The following is a 19809-nucleotide window of genomic DNA, read 5'->3' on the forward strand; positions in this document are numbered from 1 at the left end:
GACTTGCGACCAGCCGAGTATTTCGCCAGCGTAAGCCGTCTGGTGACTGGCTTGCCGCGCTGGCAAGTGCAGCCCGACAGCATTGCCCTGGGCTTCTTTTCCTTCGGCAAGTTCATGCTCTACCGCGACCTAGACCCCGCGCTCTGGCCCGCCGATGCTCCATTGCTCAGCCACCCGGCTATCGCCGCGCTGCTCGGCCCCGACACGGGTTTTCAGGATGCTCCACCTACCCTCAACGATACCACGTTTCTCGATACCGAAAGCCCCGCTCACGAGCTGCACCAAGTGCTGGATGCCGACTCCTCGCAGCTGCTAGCCCTGCTAGCCGTGCACGAAGGCCGTAACCTGGTGATTCAGGGGCCGCCCGGCACCGGCAAGTCGCAAACTATTGCCAACCTGCTAGCCGAAGCCATTGGCGCGGGCAAGAAGGTGCTGTTCGTGGCTGAAAAAATGGCGGCCTTGGAAGTGGTGAAGCGCCGCCTCGATACCCTGGGTCTGGGCGTGGCTTGCCTGGAACTGCACAGCCACAAAGCCAACAAGAAAGCCCTTCACGAGGAACTGAAGCAAACCATAAGTCTCGGCCGTCCGGCCGCAGCGGCCCTGGTGGAAGACCAAGTGGCCCAACTCCCCCGCTACCGGGCCGTCCTCAACGACTACGCCCTGGCCGTGAATGCTCCGCTGGGCCGCAGCCGCCGCACCGCCCAGCAGGTAGTTGGTGAGCTGGCACGGCTACGTGAAGCGCGGGGTGCCGTGGAGCTGCCCCGGCTCGGAATTTCTCGCCTGCCCGAATGGACTGATGCCGACGCCGCCCACGCCGAAACTCTGGCTGCCCGCGTGCAGGCTACCCTGCAGAAGGTAGGCCGACCCAAAGATCTGCTGTTCTGGGGTAGTGAGCTGCTGGTGCTGTTGCCCGCCGCGCAGGAGCAATTGGCACGCCACCTGCGCGAAGCCCAGGAAGCAGTAGCAGCCCTGCAGGCCGCTGCCGCCGCTCTGGCTGAACACCTGGGCCTGCTACCTGTTCCCGCTGACCGCGCCGCGGCCGAAGCCCTGCTACCCGCCGCCCGCCACGCCCTGCTGGCGCCCAACCTGGCCGGAGTCGCCGTAACTAACACAAGCTGGCTGGATCAGGCCGGCCGCATCCAAGAAACACTGGCAGCCGGGGCAACCTACACTAGCCTGCATCAGCAGCACGAGGCCACCCTGCTACCCGAAGCCTGGGGCCAGGAGTTGCTTCCGGAACGCGCGGCCTACTTGAGCTACGGTGACAAGTGGTGGAAATTTCTGAATGTCGACTATCGCAAAGCCAAAAAGCGCCTGCAAAGCTTCTGGCGCGGCCCGCTTCCCGCTGAAGCGGATGCGGTAATCAGCACCATCGATGCTATTCATGAAACCGCCCGCCACGAGCAGCTTCTTACGGAAGCTAGTGGGCTGATGCGCAGTTTGTTCGGTCATGCGTGGCAGGGCGTACGCTCGGAGTGGCCGATGTTGGCAAAAACCCACGAGTACCTGTCGCGCACCTACCAGCGCATCAGTCGGAAGGAGTTGCCCGCAGCTTTGCTTGACTACCTGGCCCGGCCGCCGCAGCCCGAAACCCTGGCGCCCCAGCTGGCGGCTCTCGAAGCTGCCCTAACGCAGCACCGCACTACCCTGCAAGCTCTAGCCAACGCCCTGCAGCTCAATGAAGCCCGCCGGTTTGGTCCCGATGGTCGCCTGCAGTTTCAGCCCTTCGCCGTCCAGCTCGCCACCCTTGCCGCCTGGCAAGCTGACTTGCCGGCCCTGCACCTCACCACCGAGTGGAACAACATGGCGGCGGTGCAGGCCGAAGGGCTGCCGGAACTGCTTCTGCTGGCCGAGCGCTGGGAGCCGGCCGCCCACCACTTGGTAGCGGCCCTGCGCCAAACCTGGCTGGAGTACCTGCAGAAATTGGCCTATGAGCAGCACCCGGCCCTGCGGCAGTTTGAGCGCGCCAGCCACGAGGAAGTAGTTGCCCGCTTCCGGCAGGCCGACCAGGACTCGCTTTATCACAATCGGGTGCGGGCCATGCAGCAGCACTTCGAGCAGCTGCCCAACCAGCAAGCCGGCGGCCAAATGCTGCTCTTGCGCAACGAATTCGCCAAGAAAGCCCGCCACCTGCCCCTGCGCAAGCTCATGCAGCAGGCCGGGCGGGCGGTGCAGGCCATCAAGCCGGTGTTCATGATGTCGCCGCTGTCCGTGGCCAGCTACCTGCCGCCCGGCGCCGTGGAGTTCGATGTGGTGGTGTTCGACGAAGCCTCCCAGGTGAAGCCAGTGGAAGCGCTGGGCGCCATTGCCCGCGGCCGCCAGCTAGTCGTCGTCGGCGACTCTAAGCAGCTGCCGCCTACCTCCTTTTTCGATTTGCTGACGGGAGCCGGCGAGGATACCGATGAGGAAAACGTAACGGCTGATATCCAGAGCATTCTGGAGCTGTGCAAGGCCCGCCAGATGCCCGAGCGGATGCTGCGCTTGCACTACCGCAGCCTGCACCAAAGCTTGATTGCCGCCTCCAACCACTTATTCTACGACGACAAGCTGGTGATTTTCCCGAGCCCCGGCGGGCAGGGCCAACTGGGGCTGGTCTACCATCACCTGCCCGGCACTCACTACGAGCGGGGCACCACGCGCACCAACCCCCTGGAGGCCCAGGCCGTGGCTGAAGCCGTACTGCTCCATGCTCGCACTACCCCACGCCTCACGCTGGGAGTAGTGGCCTTCAGCACGGCCCAGCGCCAGGCCATTCAGGATGCGCTGGAACAGCTGCGCCGCCAGCACCCCGAAACCGAGGAGTTTTTTAACCGCCATCCGCACGAGCCTTTCTTCGTCAAAAACCTGGAAAACGTGCAGGGCGACGAGCGGGACGTCATCCTGATCAGCATCGGCTACGGCCGCACCCGGGAGGGTTACCTGAGCATGAGCTTCGGGCCGCTGAATGGCGAGGGAGGCGAGCGGCGCCTGAATGTGCTCATCACCAGGGCCAAGCAGCGCTGCGAAGTTTTCACCAACCTTACTGCCGACGACCTGGACCTGGGCCGCACGAAAGCCCGGGGCGTAGCGGCGCTCAAAACGTTTCTAGGCTTTGCCCAGCACGGCCGCCTCAACCAGAACGTGGAAACCGGCTGGGCGATGGAGTCGCCGTTTGAAGAGGCCGTGCACCACGCCCTCACGGCCCGCGGCTACGTGGTGCGCCCCCAAATTGGCTCTCAAGGCTTCTACCTCGATTTAGCCGTCGTCGACCCCGACCAGCCGGGGCGCTACGTGTTGGGCATTGCGTGCGACGGGGCCATGTACCATAGCGCCCGCTCGGCCCGCGACCGGGACCGGCTGCGCCAGCAGGTACTGGAAAACGTGGGCTGGCGCCTGCACCGCATCTGGAGCACCGACTGGCTCCGGGACCCCACCGCCGAAACCGAGCGCGCCGTACAGGCCATTGAGGAAGCCCGCCGCCTGACTACCCTCGATGAGACCGATGAGCCGGAAGAACTACCGGCGCTGGAGCTCGAAACGCCTGCGGGCATTGCGCGGGAGCAAGCACCCACTACCCCCGTAGCCCTGGCCGAACCCTATCAGGTGGCTCAGCTGCCAGCCGCCGTGGGCCACCGCGAACTGCACCAGCATAGCTTGGGCCAACTGGCGTTGTGGCTGGCCCAGGTAGTCCGCATTGAAAGTCCGGTGCACTTGGAGGAGGCCACCCGACGGCTGGCCCAGGCCAGCGGGGCCACGCAAGTAGGGGCCCGCATTCGCAAGGCTGGCCAAGACGCGGCTCTGCTAGCCCATAACCTGCGACATCTGCGCCGGGAAGGTGATTTTCTTTGGGACAACAGCATGCAGCAGCCCCCGCTCCGGGACCGAAGCCAGCTGCCGGCCATCTCGCGCAAGCTGGCCTTCGTGGCCCCCGAGGAGCTAGCCCGTGCCCTGCGCACCGTGGTGGAGCAAAGCTTTGCCCTGCCCCGAGAGGCGGTGTTTCTGCCGGCGGTGCGCCTGCTCGGCTTTGCCCGCCTCAGTGAAGAAATGCGGCAGCAACTGGAGCCCGTGCTGACCAGTTTGCTGGAGCAAGGCAGCTTGCTAGAGGTGAACGGCGTGCTAAAACCGGCCGTTTAACATGCAAAAGGGCTCTACCGCAGCTGCAGTAGAGCCCTTGCAGAACGCACGACCTACCCGTAGCGGCTTTGGGCAGCAACCACCTGCTCTGCGTCATCGAGGAGGTAAGCTGGCTGCTGCGAAAGCGGATGGGTAGTGAGGTGGTGGGGTTAGTGGGGTTGGGAAGGGGCCGGCCCTTCTGGTTCGTAAAACGAAAGCTGGGCGTGAAACAGCTGCAGCTGTTCGGGCGTGCGAAACAAAAATTGGTAGGTCTGCTGTCCGCCCTGCATTAGCCGAATCGGGTCCGTGTCAAAGCCGAACGTGAGCAAAATGCGCTGCACCAGCAGCGGGGTTTGCTTGGTCAGCTGGGAGTTCTTCAGGTTTACTACCATGGTGTAGTTCATGCTCTGGCTTTCGGCCCAGGGCTTGAGCGCACCATGCGCAAAGGAGTTGAGTCGGTGCTTTACGTAGCGTAGGCCGTCAGCATAACTGACAACCAGCTCGGGGTTGGGGAAGGCCGTGGCAGCCGGTGAAACATGTGACATAGGTGTGTGCAGCGGAGTAGAGCATGGTGACGCAGAGTAGAAGGGATAATATACACAAAATTAGCGGTAAGCATACCTATATTATTGATAAGCTATTGATTTTGAGCCATGTTTTACGCGGCCCAACAGGGCGTTCAGTTCAACTCTAGTAAGCTGGTTTCCAGAGTCTGAAAAATAATCAGCAAACCAATGTAATACAGGTAATTACCTGCTGAATGTAGCCTGCGCACCCCGCCTTCGAGCATAGATTTTAACCCACTAGGCTGTGTGGATATTAAGCCAATAGCCCGTCATGCAGAGCGCAGCGAAGCATCTCGCTCGAATTGTTGCAGTGCTACCCCAACCTCAGCGCGCGAGATGCTTCGCTGCGCTCTGCATGACATTCTTGTCTGACTCCACAGTTCTTGCTACCCACTCCGTTTAGCGTGAGCAGGGTACATTCTTTTTGCTGTCGTCTGGCCGTTGGCGAGTGTAGTAGTTACGCCACTGCATCAACAGAAAAGCCTACCCATCTACGGTGTATGGTAGATGGGTAGGCTTATGTAAGACGCACCGGGCGCTTCGTGGTTACCGGGCCCGGTTGATAATGAATACACTGAGCAGAATAATACCCATGCCCAGCAGATGCCATAGGTTGAAACTTTCCCCATCCAGCAACCCCCAACCCAGCGCCACCACCGGCACGAGGTAGGTATTGGAGGCTGCAAACAATGCCGTGGAGCTTTGAATAAGCTTATTGAAAAGCACCATGGCCACGGCTGTGCTCATGGTAGCCAGCAGGGCAATGTAGCCAAAGGCAGTCCAGGCGCCGGGCACAGTGGCTAGCTTATGCACAAACTCGGTGCCCACCAGCAGAAAGGCCAGGGCCGGCCCGCCAATAAACAGCAGCAACAGCCCCGTAACCGCCACCGACGGTATACCGTGGAAGCGGTGCTTGATGACATTCACGCTCACGCCGTAGCCCAGGGTGGCCAGCACAATGTACAAACCGTACCAGGCGTTGCCCTCGCCGGTCGGGGTAGCGTCGCCGCCGCTGCCACCCAGCAGCATGAGCACCACCGTACCCACCAGACCCAGGGCTATACCGGCCACTCGTAGGCCCGTCAATTGCTGCCCAAAAAACAAGGCGCCTACCACCAGGGTAAACACGGCCGTTAGGGCATTCAACACGCCGGCCAGGCCCGAAGCCAGCTGGGTTTCGGCGTAAGCAAAAAGAAACGCCGGAACCAGCGTGCCAACTACCCCGCTCAATATCAGCCACTTGAAATGGCTGCGGTCTACCTTATTAAGGTGCTTCAGGGCAAACGGCAGCAGCAGCAACGCCGCCACGCTCACCCGCGTAGCTCCCAGCTCCAGGGCCGAAAACACGACCAGACCTTTTTTCATTAGAATAAAGGACGTGCCCCAAATGCTGGCCAGAATCAGCAGCAGTACCCAGGCCGAGGCGGGCGTTCGGTGGGGTGGGGGCGGCGCAACAACCGGTGCGGTAGGAGCGGTAGCAACGGCCGGGGTGGGGGCGGTAGGCATGGGGTGGTCAGAGCGAACTATAATATGAGCAACAAAAGAACGTCATGCGTGAGCTGGCGTCCGCGCAGCCGAAGCATGACGTTCAAACGGATACAAGCCAACTACGAATTACCCCACCAAAACTGGCTCGGCGGCAATAATTTCATCCATGATGGCGTGGATTTCTAGTGGGTCGTTGCTTTCTACCAGGCGGCTGCGCCACTGGCGGGCGCCTTCCAGGCCCCGGAAATACTGGGCGTAGTGGCGGCGCATCTCGAACACGCCGGCCCGCGGGCCTTTCCACTCCAGGCTTTTCTCGAAGTGCATGCGGCAGGCCTGCACCCGCTCCTCCACGGTAGGCGGTGCCAGTAGCTCGCCGGTGGCATTGTAGTGCTTTACCTCCCGGAAAATCCAGGGGTAGCCGATGGCCGCGCGGCCAATCATCACGCCATCTACGCCGTAGCGGTTTTTGTACTCCACGGCCTTCTGGGGCGAGTCGATGTCGCCGTTGCCGAAGATGGGGATTTTGATGCGTGGATTGTTTTTGATGGCCGCAATCAGCCGCCAGTCGGCCTCGCCCTTGTACATCTGCACGCGGGTGCGGCCGTGCACGGTAAGGGCTTCAATACCAATGTCCTGCAGGCGCTCGGCTACCTCTTCCACGTTCTTGGTGGTTTCGTCCCAGCCCAGGCGGGTTTTTACCGTGACGGGCAGGTGGGTAGCCTTTACTACGGCCGAGGTCATTTCCACCATTTTGGGGATGTCGCGCAGCAGGGCCGCGCCGGCGCCCCGGCAGGCTACCTGCTTCACGGGGCAGCCATAATTGATGTCGATGAGGTCGGGGCCAGCCTCGGTGCTGATGCGGGCGCACTCGCCCATGGTGTTTACATCGGAGCCAAACAGCTGAATGCCAATGGGTCGCTCGTAATCGAACACGTCTAGCTTCTGCCGGCTTTTGGCCGCCGCCCGAATCAGGCCTTCCGAGGAAATAAACTCGGTGTACATCAAATCGGCGCCGCCCTGCTTGCACACGGCCCGGAACGGCGGGTCCGACACGTCCTCCATGGGCGCGAGCAGTAAGGGGAAATCGGGCAGGGCAATATTGCGGATGTGTACCACGGCAGTCTATTCTAGTATTTTGCGCAAATTTACGATTAGTTCAGGGTCTTAGGGTCTTGGGAGCTTAGGTTCTTGGCTGACGCACTCGCGTAGAGTCGTTGCACGGTTTCCGAGCCCCGAGGCCCTAAGCCCCCAAGACCCCAACTTTGTATGAAAGGTTTCGTCTCCAGCCGGTTGCACCCCTTCGCCAATCTGGCCTTGCTGCTGCTCATTACTGTTGCTACGCTTTGCATTGCCGGCTTCTTCACCATGGTGTTTAACAAGCTGCTGTTTGGGGTAGGGATGCAGGAGTTGGGCAACGTAGCGCAAAACCCCAGGACCACCCCAACGGCTGGGGTGTGCTCATGCTTTCCCAGGGCGTTACGCTGCTGGTGATGCTAGGCGGGGCGGCGCTGGGGTTTGCGGCCGTAACCGGCTACCGCTGGGCCGAGTACTTCACGCCCCGCCGGCCGGTGCGGGTTCAGTGGCTGCTGCCGGCGGCCCTCCTGATTATCAGTAGCCTGCCGGCTATGGCCGTGCTTATTGAGTGGAATCAAGGAATTCACTTTCCCGGCTTTTTAAGCGGCTTTGAGCAGTGGGCTCAGGCCAAAGAACTGGAGTTGAAAAAGGCCACGGAATTTCTGGCGCGCCTGAACTCCACCGCCCGGCTGCTGGTGGCGCTGGTGGTGCTGGCCGTTATTCCGGCTTTTAGTGAGGAGCTGTTCTTTCGCGGGGTTTTGCAGCGCAATCTGGTGCAGTGGTTTAACTCCCGTCACGTGGGCATCTGGCTGGCGGCGGCCATCTTCAGCGCCATTCACCAGCAGTTTTTTGGCTTTGTTCCGCGCTTTGTGCTGGGACTGGTGCTGGGCTACCTCTACGAGTGGAGCGGTAACATTCTGGTACCCATGGCGGCACACTTCACCCAAAATGCTTTCCAACTGCTCATCTTATACGCTCAGCAGCGCCAGTGGTCGGCGGCCAGCTTCGACCCCGACTCTACGGAAAGTATGCCCTGGTACCTGGTACTGGCGTCCCTGGTAGTTGGCGCGGTCCTGCTCTGGTACTTGCGGGAGCGGATGGAAGGGCCCCGCGCCGAGGACGAGCCTACCCACTTGCGCACCTTGGGTAGTAGCGGCGTGGCTACCCGCCAGGCCGCCGCTACCCCCACCGTGGCCCGTACCCTCAGCCACGACGGCGTGGATGCCACCCGCTCAGAAGGCTAGCCTACACAGCCAGTAGAACTGCCTCCTACAACCCCTTCCCGACCCATATTCCTACCCTTTATTACTGCCCGCTTGTCGACCTCTCCCACGCCCGTTTCCCCTGCTACTACGGAGCCCCCAGCGGGCAAGCCCGCCATGTCGAACCTAACCCAGCGCATCATTTTCGGCGTTATCGGGGCTGTGCTGCTGCTGGGTAGCGTGTGGTACAGCGCCTGGACATTCGCGCTGTTTTTCGGGTTGGTGCAGATGCGGATGCTTTGGGAATTTTACCGCATGATGCGGGAGGTAGGCTATAAGCCGGCAGCCCTGCTGGGTGGAGCAATAAGTTTATTCGTTTTCATGGGTGCAGTATACGTATGCGCCTTACCTGATTACTTAAACGATATTTATATAGGAGAACAGTCTTTGGGAGCACTCAATCCCAATTTTATTGATGAAGATAAAGTCCTGTTGCTGAAACTAGGGTTCGGATTTTTTCTTCTCCTGCCCGTTATCCTCATTCTGCGGGAAATGGCCGCGTGGCCGCGCGAGAATCAGCAGTTTTCGCCCTTTGCCAACGTGGGTGTGGCGCTACTAGGCTTGCTGTACGTGAGTCTGCCGATGAGTCTATTGAACGTGCTAGCTTTCACCCAAACCGGCTACGATTACCGCCGCATCTTCGCGCTACTGCTGCTAGTGTGGTCGTCAGATATTGGAGCCTACGCTGCGGGCAAAACCTTCGGTAAGCACAAACTCGCTCCGAAAATATCACCCGGTAAAACCTGGGAAGGCGCCGTGGGCGGCTTTCTGCTTACCCTGGTTATGGGCTGGGCCCTGGGCTACCTCCTGCCCGAACTCTCCCTAACCTACCGCCTGGTAGTAGCCGGCGTGGTGGCCGTATTCGGGCCCCTGGGCGACCTGGCCGAATCCATGCTCAAGCGCAGCGTCGATATTAAGGATTCGGGCCGCATCATGCCCGGGCACGGCGGCCTGCTCGACCGGTTCGATGCCTTCCTGTTTATTCTGCCGGTGCTGGCCCTGCTGCGGCTGCTGCTGGGGTAGGGTAGCTCTCCGCTCGAAACAGAAAAGCCGAATGCCTCGCCGGGCGTTCGGCTTTTTTCGTGGAGGATGCACCCAGAAATTTTGTGAATACGAGCAGGTATTGGTGCTGGCAGATGCAAACCTTAACAGCGAACATCGGGCTTCGATGAGAAGGTAATCAGTTGGCAGCTGGCTGGTCCTCTGTACCCTACGCGCGCTACCTGCCGTATGGCATAAACCTACTACCTTTGACCACCCAATTTTCTCGTGCGCGACTTCGGCTCCCACCGCTTGAGTCGCCTACTTTTTAATCTCACCCACCCCAACCCCAACCCCGTATGGCTGCCACCACGGTGTACAAAGAGCCGGCTCCCCGCGTCGATGCCGAAAATCCCCTGGAATCTATGATGTCGCGTTTCAACGTGGCCACGGAAATCCTCGGGCTCGATGATGAAACCTACAACGTCCTGAAAGCGCCCGACAAGCAAATCATCGTGCACATTCCCGTGACGATGGACAACGGCAAGGTGCGCGTATTTGAAGGCTACCGCGTGGTGCACAATACCATTCTGGGCCCCTCGAAAGGCGGTATTCGCTACGACAAGAACGTGCACCTCGACGAGGTGAAGGCCCTGGCCGCCTGGATGACCTGGAAGTGCGCCGTGGTGGATATTCCCTACGGTGGAGCCAAGGGCGGTATCATCTGCGACCCGACCACCATGAGCGCCGGCGAAATTGAGCGCCTCACCCGCGGCTACACCCTGGCCATGAAGGACGTGTTCGGCCCCGACCGTGACATTCCGGCTCCCGACATGGGTACCGGCCCCCGCGAAATGGCCTGGCTCATGGACGAGTTCAGCAAAACGGTGGGCGCTACCTCCCCGGCCGTAGTTACGGGCAAGCCCCTGGTAATGGGTGGCTCCTTGGGCCGCACCGAGGCTACCGGCCGCGGCGTAATGGTATCGGCGCTGGCCGCCATGAAAAAGCTGGACATGAACCCCGCGCAGACTTCGGCGGCGGTACAAGGCTTCGGCAACGTAGGCTCCTGGGCCGCCAAGCTGCTCAGCGAGCAGGGCGTGAAAATTAAGTGCATCTCCGACGTAAGCGGTGCTTACTGGAACGAGAACGGCATCAACATCGACGAGGCCGTGGCGTACAAAAACGTGCACAAAGGCCGCCTCGATGGCTTCACCGGCGCTACCCTCATGGACAACGCCGATGATTTGCTAACCTCCGAGGTAGACCTGCTCGTGCCGGCCGCCGTGGAAGACGTAATCACTGAGCACAACGCCCACGCCATCAAGGCCAAGCTGATTGTGGAGGGGGCCAACGGCCCTACGGCTGCTTCCGCTGACCCCATCATCAATGAAAAAGGCATCATGGTAGTACCCGACATCCTGGCCAACTCGGGCGGGGTAACGGTTTCTTACTTTGAGTGGGTGCAGAACCGCCAGGGCTTCAAGTGGAGCGAGGACATGGTGACTGAGCGCGCCGACCGCATCATGAACGAGGCCTTCGAGAAAGTGTACGCCACCTCTCAGAAGTACAACATTCCGATGCGCATTGCCGCCTACGTGGTAGCCATCGACAAAGTAGCCCAGACCTACAAGTTCCGCGGCGGCTTCTAGCCGTGCAATGGTTGGATGAGGAATTCGTGAGCTTATCGGGCTAGCAAAGCTGACTCGCTGGTACGACAAACGCACTAATTCACTATCTCACCTTTTCGCCACGTATATTTGCTTTCCGATAGCCCGGGCCTCACGGCTCGGGCTATCTTTGTAAGCCGAGGACCGGTTGTTTTCCCACTCCGGGCAACTTTCGTTGCCGCCTTTCCCGTTAGCTTGTATTGACGCCTCTGGCAGGAAGTTCTGCTCATCCGGCGCTAATCAGTGATATATGAAGATCCACAAAGAAGGACGACGTATTCTGTTCTTTACGCTGCTGGCCCTATTGGCCGCCAACCTGCTGCTGTTCCGCTACAACGCCGAAAACGACGGCTTTAACAAAGTTTTCGCGGGTATTTCCGTTATCGTCTTCCTGACGCTGCTGCAGTTCTTCCGGAGCCCAGCCCGGCGCCTGTTCACCCACGAAGACTTGGTAATTGCTCCCGCCGACGGTAAAGTGGTAGTTATCGAAAACGTGCATGAGCCGGAGTACTTCGACGACCAGCGCAAGCAGATTAGCATCTTCATGTCGCCGATTAACGTGCACATCACCCGCAACCCTATTTCGGGCATTGTGCGCTACTTTAAGTACCATCCCGGTAACTACTTGGTGGCCTGGCACCCCAAGAGCAGCACCAAAAACGAGCGGACGACGGTGGTAGTGGAGTCGGAGGCGGGCCCGTTTGTACTGTTCCGCCAGATTGCCGGAGCCATGGCCCGCCGCATTGTGTGGTACGTGAACGAGGGCGACGAGGTAAGCCAGGGCGAAGAGTTCGGCTTTATCAAGTTCGGCTCCCGCGTGGATATTTTCGTGCCCGTGGACACGGAGGTAAAGGTGCAGATTGGGGAAAAAGTAAAAGGTGGCCAAACCATCATTGCCCAGCTCAAAACCGACGCACCCAGCCTGTTTTAAACAGAAGAATAAAGTTAAAAAGCTGAGCCCCGTTACTAGGTAGCGGGGCTCAGCTTTTTTGTAGAAATGAAGATAGGGCTGGTGTAGAACGGCTTGCTAGCTTTCTACCTGACTTTTCACGAGACCCGGCAGCAGGTAGTGCAGCAGAGTGGTGCCATCGGGCCAGGTTTGGGTGCGTTGCAGGGTAAGAACGCGCGGCCGGGGTTGTTCCCGCCACAGCGGAATGCCTGAGCCCAGCAGCTGGGGTACAATGAACAGCATCAGCTCGTCAATCAGGCCGGCGGCCAGCAGCGGGGAAGCCAAGGTGCTGCCCCCAATCAGCCAGATAGTGTTGCCGGGCTGTTGCTTGAGCTGGGTGACAAACTGGGTAGGGTCTTCTGTCACGAAGTGCACCGAGGCGTGGGCCGGCTCCGCGGGTGGGCGGTGGGTGAATACGTAGTTGGTGAGGGTGGGGTAGGGCCATTCGCCAAACGAAAGCACCTGCTCGTACGTGGCCCGGCCCAGCAGCGTGGCGTCGGCGGTAGCTAGGAAGTTGGCGTACCCGTAATCCTCGCCCGGGGGTGGCGTGGGCAGCCACTCAACGGATCCGTCGGGGAGGCAATGTAGCCATCGAGGCTAGTGGCAATGTATAATACTACTTTACGCATGGGTGGGGGTGGAGTGGGGTTGTGCGGAGTAAGTTAAGCCGCCGAGCGCGGTAGATCAGCACCAGCCAGCGGATTATCCTATTTTTCGCCGCCCCTCACCCGCTAAAACCACTCCGCCACTACCGTCATCAGCTGCTCCAGAGCCTGCTGGTCGTCTTGGTCGAAATCGTTTAGCTGGTCGCTGTCCACATCCAATACGGCCACTACCTGCCCATTTTTAAGCACAGGCACAACAATTTCAGATTTTGAATCGGAGCTGCAGGCGATATGGCCGGGAAACTGCTCCACGTCGGGCACGAGCAGGGTAGCAGCCTGCGCCCAGCTGGCACCGCACACGCCCTTGCCGTGCCGTATGCGGGTGCAGGCAATCGGACCCTGAAACGGGCCCAGCACCAACTCCTGGCCTTGCACCAGGTAGAAACCCACCCAAAAAAAGCCAAATGCCTGCCGCAGCGCCGCTGCCGTGTTGGCCAGGTTAGCTACCCGGTCGGGCTCGCCGGTAGTAAGGGCTACAATTTGGGGAGAAGCTGACGGTATTGTTCCGCCTTGCTGACGGTAGTATCGAGGTGAAGTTCTTCAGCCATGAGGAAGGAAAAGAGAAAAACGTAAAAAGCACGACGGAGCGACTACGCTCCGATGCAGGCAGTAAACAACACAAAGGTAGCGGTAGTAGCCGGGGTGGGTTTATTGGTTGCTAACAGCACCGTTCTGCTCACCGTTTAGCGCTGGTAAATAAACACTTCGTCCGGCCCCAGCGTCAGCTGTTCCCGCAGGCCGGTTAGTCCGATGCGCGGGCCGCTACCCCCCACCCAGCCGCCGGGGGCTGCGGATTACCCGGACCTCGTCCCACAAGCCATCCTTGAGTAGGGAGTTAAGCACCGTTGGTCCGCCTTCCACCAATACCGACTGTACACCTTGCTGGTACAAGTGGTGCAAAATCTGCGGAAACAGGTCTTCGGCTTCCGAAAGTGTCACGTAGGTCAGGTTGTTGGGTTGGGATGCCCGTTCCCGGTACGTAAACACGACGGTAGGCTGGCTACCATCGAAGAGGTGATGGGTAGGCGGCAGGCTCAGGTTCTTGTCGATGACTAGCCGGATGGGATTGGGGCCGGGCCACTCGCGCGCGTTCAGGCGGGGGTTGTCGTGCAGGGCCGTGCGGGTGCCCACCAGAATAGCGTGTTCCTCGGTTCGCCACTGGTGCACGGCCACCCGGGCCAGCTCGCCGCTGATGGCCACGGGCTGAAAGTACGGGCCGGCCAGGTAGCCATCGGCGGTTTCGGCCCACTTCAGCACCACATAAGGCCGTTGCTGCTCCTGAAACGTGAAGAAGCGCCGGTTCAGGGCCCGCCCTTCGGCTTCCAGCACGCCCGTTTCTACCTGAATCCCAGCATCCCGCAGCTTCTGAATGCCCCGGCCCGCCACCAGTGGGTTTGGGTCGAGGTTACAGATAACAACCTCCGCTACCTGCTTTTCAATGAGCAAATCGGCGCAGGGTGGAGTTTTGCCGAAGTGGGAGCAGGGCTCCAGGGTGACGTACACCCGGCTTTGGGGTAGGAGTTGCGAGTCCGTGACGGCAGCCACGGCGTTGACTTCGGCATGGGGGCCACCATATTGCCGGTGCCAGCCCTCGCCTATAATGCGGCCTTGGTGCGTAATAACGCAGCCTACTAGCGGGTTAGGCCGGGTGTGGCCGGTGCCGAGACGGGCCAGGTCCAGGGCGCGGCGCATGAATAGCTCATCGGAAGAAGTAGGGGTAGGCATGGGCGGGAAGGTAGGCGAGAGGTCAGGCGGTGAAGATACGGGCCCGCGCGAAACCACCACCTACCCGCCGGGCTGGCCGCAAATCCCGCGTACTTTTGCCTTATGCTTACGCCCACGCTTCGCCAGCTTACGGCCCGCCTTGCCACTAATCTTACCGCTATTTACCCGGCCCCGGAGGCCGAAGCCATAGCTGGGCAGGTGCTGGAACACTTGTTGGGCCTTTCGCCCCTACAGCGCCGCGTGCAGGCCCCCGAGCCGGTGCCGGCCGATAAGCTAGCCGCCCTTGCCCCCCTGCAGGCCCGCCTGCTGCGTCACGAGCCCCTACAATACGTGCTGGGCGTGGCCTACTTTGCCGGACTGGAGCTAGAAGTAACGCCCGCTACCCTCATTCCACGGCCCGAGACGGAGGAATTGGTGGCTTTAATTGTGCAGGAGCAAGGTCACCGCGCGGGCCTGCGCGTGCTGGACGTGGGCACCGGCTCGGGCTGCATCCCGCTAGCCCTGGCCCAGCAGCTCCTAACGCCTCACCTGACTGCTCTTGACATCTCAGCCGAAGCGCTGGTCGTGGCCCGGCGCAACGCCACTACCTACGGCGTAGCCATCGACTTTCAGCAGGTAGATATTCTGCGGGAGCGGCCGGTGCTAAAGGCACCGCTGGACGTGCTGGTCAGCAACCCACCCTACGTGCTGGAACAAGAGCGGCCCCTGATGCGGCCCAACGTGCTGCAGTACGAACCAGCCACGGCCCTGTTTGTGCCCGACCATGATCCGCTGCTGTTCTACCGGCGCATTGCAGAACTAGGCCGCGAGTTACTGGCCGCTGGCGGCGCCCTGTACTTCGAAATAAACGAGCAATTTGCTCCCGAAACCGTGGCCATGCTGCAGGGTTTGGGCTACCAAGAAGCCGAACCCCGCCTCGATTTATTTGGAAAAGCCCGACTGGTACGAGCTACCTGGCTAGGGTAGGCGACTGCCCGCCGGATTAGATTACGAAGGCAATCAGCCGGCATTCAGGCGGAAGTGTGGCATTAAATTCTTATCACACATCCAAAACCCCTACCTTTGCCGGCTGAAATTCTGCTCATCAATTCCTTCGGCATGCCCGACGCTTCTGGTTACTATGCGCACCCTACTGCCGTCCTCGACGAGGGCTGCCGTATTGGTGCCGGGTGCCGGATCTGGCATTTTTGCCACGTAAGCGCCGGCGCAGAATTGGGGCCGGAGTGCTCCTTAGGTCAGAATGTATTTGTGGCCGAAGGCGTAACGCTGGGCCGCAACGTGAAAGTCCAAAACAATGTAAGCCTGTACGCCGGCGTAGAGTGCGCCGACGACGTGTTTATTGGTCCGTCCGTAGTATTTACCAACGTGCTCAACCCACGCGCTGCGGTGCCGCGCCGGGGCCCCGGCCACTACCAGCCTACCCGCCTAGCCCAGGGAGTCAGCATTGGAGCCAACAGCACCATAGTGTGTGGGGTTATCCTCGGCGAATATGCATTTGTGGGCGCAGGCTCCGTGGTAACCCGCAACGTACCAGCCTACGCCCTAGTGTACGGCAATCCGGCCCGCTTGCGCGGCTGGATGAGCGCCCGGGGCCACCGCCTAACCTTCGACGAAGCCGGTCGCGCTACCTGTCCGGAGGGCCAGGAGCAGTACCAGCTAACCGATGGCCGCGTTTCCCGTATCAGCCCCGGCTAGCCGGCGGTAAGTTTCAGTTTTCCGGCTTTCACCAAGCCCCGATCCTAAGTCTTCAAGTTCCTAAGTTCCGCTATCGTGTACGAGCAACTTCTCCAGAAAAAGGCCAAGCTGGCCGTCATCGGCCTTGGTTACGTAGGCCTGCCTATCGCCCTCGAATTCGCCCGCAAAATCCAAGTCATTGGCTTTGATATCAACGCCAAGCGGGTCGAGATGATGCGCAACAACATTGACCCGAGCGGGGAGTTGGAGGCCAAGGATTTCGAAGGCTGTGACATTGAGTTTACCGACTCGCTGGACGTGCTGCGCGAGGCTACGTTTTACATTGTGGCCGTACCTACGCCCATTGATGAGCACGTCCAACCCGATTTGAAGCCCTTGCTCGGCGCTTCGTCCTCGGTAGGCAAAGTGTTGAAGAAAGGCGACTACGTGGTATTTGAAAGCACCGTGTACCCGGGCTGCACCGAGGAGGACTGCATTCCGGTGATGGAGCAGCTTTCGGGCCTGAAGTTCCCCCAGGATTTCAAGGTAGGCTACTCGCCCGAGCGCATCAACCCCGGCGACAAAGAGCACACCCTCTCCAGCATCGTGAAGGTAGTAGCCGGCTGCGACGCCGAGTCACTGGAGGAAATTGCCAAAACCTACGAGCTAGTGGTGCAGGCCGGCGTGCACCGTGCCAGCAGCATTAAAGTAGCCGAGGCCGCCAAAATCATCGAAAACACCCAGCGCGACGTGAACATTGCGTTGATGAATGAGCTGTCGATGATTTTTGACCGCATGAGCATCAACACCTACGAGGTGCTAGAGGCCGCCGGCACCAAGTGGAACTTCCTGAAGTTTTCGCCCGGTCTGGTGGGCGGCCACTGCATCGGCGTTGACCCGTACTACTTGACCTACAAGGCGAAGGAACTGGGTTACGACGCGAAGGTGATTTTGTCGGGCCGCACGACCAACGACAACATGGGAGCCTACATTGCACGCAAGACCGTGCAGACCATGATTAAGCAGGGCAAGGACGTCTCTAAGAGCCGGGTGCTGGTGATGGGCGCTACCTTCAAGGAGAACGTGGAAGATATTCGTAACTCCAAGGTAGCCGACGTCATTCAGGAACTGAAAAACTTCAGCGTAAACGTGGACATCGTGGACCCCCACGCCGATTCCGACGAGCTGCAGCACGAGTACGGCTTCCGGCTGACGCCCGAAAGTGAGGTGCGTAAGGACTACGACGGCATCATTGTAGCGGTAAGCCACCAGCCTTACACCCAGCTTGACGAGGCTTACTTCAAAAGCATTACCAACCAGCCTGCCGTAGTAATTGACATCAAAGGCTTGTTCCGCGGTAAAATTCAGGATTTGGCCTACTGGAGCCTGTAATTAATAGTGAACTTGTGAAGTGGTGAGTTTGCTGATTCGTTATCTGCACAGCAACTCGCCATTTCACTACTTCGCCACTTCACAATTTGACAGATGGAAAGAACCAAAATCCTCGTAACAGGTGGCGCTGGCTATATTGGCTCGCACGCAGTGGTTGAGTTGTACGAAGCTGGTTTTCAGCCCGTCATCATCGATAACTTCAGCAATTCTCAGCAGTCGGCTCTGGCTGGCGTGGAGGAGATTCTGGGCGTGAAAATTCCCTTTCACGGCATCGACTGCAACGACATAGAGGCCATGCGAGCCGTCTTTGCCGAAGAAGGTAGCCTCAAGGGCGTTATCCACTTCGCCGCCTACAAAGCCGTGGGCGAATCGATACAGAAGCCGCTGGAATACTACCAGAACAACGTGGGCTCCCTGCTGACTTTGCTGCAAGTGATGCGCGAGTTTGGGGTAGCTTCTTTGGTTTTCTCTTCCTCTTGCACCGTGTACGGCGTGCCTGATGCTCTGCCCGTAACCGAGCAGACACCGACCAAAAAGGCTAACTCACCTTACGGGGCTACCAAGCAGATGTGCGAGGATATTCTGCGCGACGTAGCCGCGGCGCCCGCTGGCGGGCTGCGCACCATTCTGCTGCGTTACTTCAATCCCATTGGGGCCCATGCTTCGGCCAAAATTGGGGAGCTACCCCTGGGTGTTCCGCAGAACCTGATTCCGTACGTTACTCAAACGGCGGCCGGCATCCGGGAGAAGCTCACGATTCACGGTAATACCTACGACACGCCCGACGGCACCAACATCCGCGACTACGTGCACGTGGTGGACCTGGCCAAGGCGCACGTGGTAGCCGTGCAGCGTCTGCTCGATGGTACTGGCGACACCGTGGAAACCTTTAACGTGGGTACCGGCCGGGGCAACTCGGTGCTGGAAGTAGTGCAGGCTTTCGAGCGCGCTACCGGCCAGAAGCTGAACTATACCATCGGTCCGCCCCGCCCCGGCGACGTGCCCGCCATCTACGCCGACGTAACCAAATCGGTGCAGAAGCTTGGTTTCCAGACCAGTTCTACCTTGGAAGAAGCCCTAGCCAGTGCCTGGAAGTGGCAGCTTTCTTTAGCTAATGGCTGATAGCAGTTAGCTCTTCGCTTTTTGCGTTACGCATCATCTAAAAAAGGCTAGTAGCTGTCAGCTACTAGCCAATAGCTCAATAACATGAAGATTATCATCACCGGCGGGGCCGGCTTCATTGGGTCGCACGTGGTGCGCCTGTTCGTGACGAAGTATCCGGAGTATCAGATTCTGAACCTGGATGCCCTGACCTACGCTGGCAACCTGGAAAACCTGCGCGACATTGAATCGGCACCTAACTACCGGCTGGTGAAGGGTGACATTACGGATCAGGCCTTCGTGGACCACTTGTTTGCTACCGAGGAGCCAGATGCCGTGATTCACTTGGCGGCCGAGTCGCACGTGGACCGTAGCATTACCGATCCGCTGGCATTTGTGAAAACCAACGTGCTGGGTACGGTACACCTGCTGAACGCGGCCAAAAATCTGTGGAAGCCCCTGGGCTACGAAGGCAAAGTCTTCTACCACGTGTCAACTGATGAAGTGTACGGCTCCCTGGATTTCGGCCCGGACATGTTCACGGAGGATACGCCCTACGACCCCCGTTCGCCTTATTCGGCGTCGAAAGCCTCGTCGGACCACTTTGTGCGGGCCTGGCATCATACTTACCACATGCCCGTGAAGCTGAGCAACTGCTCCAACAACTACGGGCCCAACCACTTCCCCGAGAAGCTGATTCCGCTGGCCATTCACCGCATCCAGCACGGCCAGCCGGTGCCCGTATATGGCAAGGGCGAAAACGTGCGCGACTGGCTGTTCGTGAAAGACCACGCTACCGCCATTGACGCCGTTTTTCACAAGGGTAAGGTAGGCGAAACCTACAACATCGGGGGCGTAAACGAGTGGGCCAACTTGGAGTTGATTCACTTGCTGTGCGATACGCTGGACGAGAAAACCGGTAAGGAGAAAGGCACCTCGCGCAAGCTTATCACCTTCGTGACGGACCGCGCAGGCCACGACCTGCGCTACGCCATTGATTCCAGCAAAATCATGAATGAGCTGGGCTGGAAACCCTCCGTAACCTTCGAACAAGGGCTTTCCCAGACGGTGGACTGGTACCTGGAAAACCAGGCGTGGCTTAATAACGTGACGAGCGGCGCCTACCAAACGTACTACCAGCAGCAGTACGCCGCGCGCTAAAAGAGAAAGGGA

General features: G+C 59.6%; 17 protein-coding genes and 1 pseudogene. 11 read left to right on the plus strand and 7 right to left on the minus strand.

Going from position 1 to position 19809, the window contains the following annotated elements:
* The first annotated feature begins 3 nt into the window (after nt 1-3).
* On the plus strand, nt 4-4113 hold the full coding sequence (locus MUN84_RS12395; RefSeq protein WP_244694371.1) for a DUF3320 domain-containing protein: 4110 nt from the start codon (nt 4-6) through the stop codon (nt 4111-4113).
* A gap of 149 nt (nt 4114-4262) precedes the next feature.
* Here the strand turns inward: MUN84_RS12395 and MUN84_RS12400 are convergent, their stop codons facing one another.
* From MUN84_RS12400 to dusB, 3 genes are all read right to left on the minus strand, one after another.
* Complete coding sequence (locus MUN84_RS12400) at nt 4263-4637, minus strand: hypothetical protein (RefSeq protein ID WP_244694372.1); 375 nt, start codon at nt 4635-4637, stop codon at nt 4263-4265.
* A 567-nt stretch (nt 4638-5204) separates the two neighbouring features.
* Complete coding sequence (locus tag MUN84_RS12405) at nt 5205-6164, minus strand: DMT family transporter (RefSeq protein WP_244694373.1); 960 nt, start codon at nt 6162-6164, stop codon at nt 5205-5207.
* Between the two features lie 108 nt (nt 6165-6272).
* A complete protein-coding gene (gene dusB, locus MUN84_RS12410; RefSeq protein WP_244694374.1) occupies nt 6273-7262 on the minus strand; it encodes a tRNA dihydrouridine synthase DusB in 990 nt (329 codons plus the stop codon).
* Between the two features lie 150 nt (nt 7263-7412).
* Between dusB and MUN84_RS12415 the strand changes: the two genes are divergently transcribed.
* From MUN84_RS12415 to MUN84_RS12435, 5 genes are all read left to right on the plus strand, one after another.
* Nucleotides 7413-7637 (plus strand): hypothetical protein, encoded by a 225-nt coding sequence (locus tag MUN84_RS12415; protein WP_244694375.1) that lies wholly within the window; start codon nt 7413-7415, stop codon nt 7635-7637.
* Complete coding sequence (locus tag MUN84_RS12420) at nt 7607-8464, plus strand: CPBP family intramembrane glutamic endopeptidase (RefSeq protein WP_244698862.1); 858 nt, start codon at nt 7607-7609, stop codon at nt 8462-8464. Before MUN84_RS12415 ends, MUN84_RS12420 begins: the two co-directional genes overlap by 31 nt.
* 72 nt (nt 8465-8536) lie before the next feature.
* The gene (locus MUN84_RS12425; protein ID WP_244694376.1) at nt 8537-9505 is read left to right on the plus strand and encodes a phosphatidate cytidylyltransferase; all 969 of its coding nucleotides are present in this window, start codon (nt 8537-8539) and stop codon (nt 9503-9505) included.
* 317 nt (nt 9506-9822) lie between these two features.
* On the plus strand, nt 9823-11112 hold the full coding sequence (locus MUN84_RS12430; protein WP_244694377.1) for a Glu/Leu/Phe/Val family dehydrogenase: 1290 nt from the start codon (nt 9823-9825) through the stop codon (nt 11110-11112).
* A 268-nt stretch (nt 11113-11380) separates the two neighbouring features.
* On the plus strand, nt 11381-12061 hold the full coding sequence (locus tag MUN84_RS12435) for a phosphatidylserine decarboxylase family protein (RefSeq protein ID WP_244694378.1): 681 nt from the start codon (nt 11381-11383) through the stop codon (nt 12059-12061).
* A gap of 96 nt (nt 12062-12157) precedes the next feature.
* On the opposite strand, the gene MUN84_RS12440 is transcribed toward MUN84_RS12435, so the two are convergent.
* From MUN84_RS12440 to ribD, 4 genes and pseudogenes are all read right to left on the minus strand, one after another.
* Entirely contained in the window at nt 12158-12541 is a 384-nt protein-coding gene (locus MUN84_RS12440) for a dihydrofolate reductase family protein (protein ID WP_244694379.1), read from the minus strand.
* A gap of 44 nt (nt 12542-12585) precedes the next feature.
* Nucleotides 12586-12708 (minus strand): hypothetical protein, encoded by a 123-nt coding sequence (locus MUN84_RS22990; RefSeq protein WP_262920511.1) that lies wholly within the window; start codon nt 12706-12708, stop codon nt 12586-12588.
* Nucleotides 12709-12810: 102 nt separating this feature from the next.
* A pseudogene (locus tag MUN84_RS12445) lies at nt 12811-13292 on the minus strand (GAF domain-containing protein).
* Nucleotides 13293-13506: 214 nt separating this feature from the next.
* A complete protein-coding gene (gene ribD / locus MUN84_RS12450; RefSeq protein WP_317238923.1) occupies nt 13507-14469 on the minus strand; it encodes a bifunctional diaminohydroxyphosphoribosylaminopyrimidine deaminase/5-amino-6-(5-phosphoribosylamino)uracil reductase RibD in 963 nt (320 codons plus the stop codon).
* A gap of 102 nt (nt 14470-14571) precedes the next feature.
* Here ribD and prmC point away from each other — a divergent pair, with 102 nt between their 5' ends.
* The 5 genes from prmC to rfbB all read left to right on the plus strand — a co-directional run bounded on the left by prmC (nt 14572) and on the right by rfbB (nt 19797).
* Nucleotides 14572-15435: a peptide chain release factor N(5)-glutamine methyltransferase gene (prmC, locus tag MUN84_RS12455; RefSeq protein ID WP_244694380.1), complete on the plus strand. Its 864-nt coding sequence runs from the start codon at nt 14572-14574 to the stop codon at nt 15433-15435.
* A 96-nt stretch (nt 15436-15531) separates the two neighbouring features.
* Nucleotides 15532-16164, plus strand: coding sequence for an acyltransferase (locus tag MUN84_RS12460; RefSeq protein WP_317238924.1), 633 nt, complete (start codon nt 15532-15534; stop codon nt 16162-16164).
* 75 nt (nt 16165-16239) lie between these two features.
* The gene (locus tag MUN84_RS12465; RefSeq protein ID WP_244694381.1) at nt 16240-17535 is read left to right on the plus strand and encodes a nucleotide sugar dehydrogenase; all 1296 of its coding nucleotides are present in this window, start codon (nt 16240-16242) and stop codon (nt 17533-17535) included.
* Between the two features lie 93 nt (nt 17536-17628).
* Nucleotides 17629-18657, plus strand: a complete 1029-nt coding sequence (gene galE / locus MUN84_RS12470; RefSeq protein ID WP_244694382.1) for a UDP-glucose 4-epimerase GalE — start codon at nt 17629-17631, stop codon at nt 18655-18657.
* Nucleotides 18658-18741: 84 nt separating this feature from the next.
* Entirely contained in the window at nt 18742-19797 is a 1056-nt protein-coding gene (gene rfbB, locus MUN84_RS12475; RefSeq protein WP_244694383.1) for a dTDP-glucose 4,6-dehydratase, read from the plus strand.
* Nucleotides 19798-19809 lie beyond the last annotated feature (12 nt).

It is taken from the genome of Hymenobacter sp. 5516J-16 (genome assembly GCF_022919335.1).
Classification (GTDB): Bacteria; Bacteroidota; Bacteroidia; order Cytophagales; family Hymenobacteraceae; genus Hymenobacter; species Hymenobacter sublimis.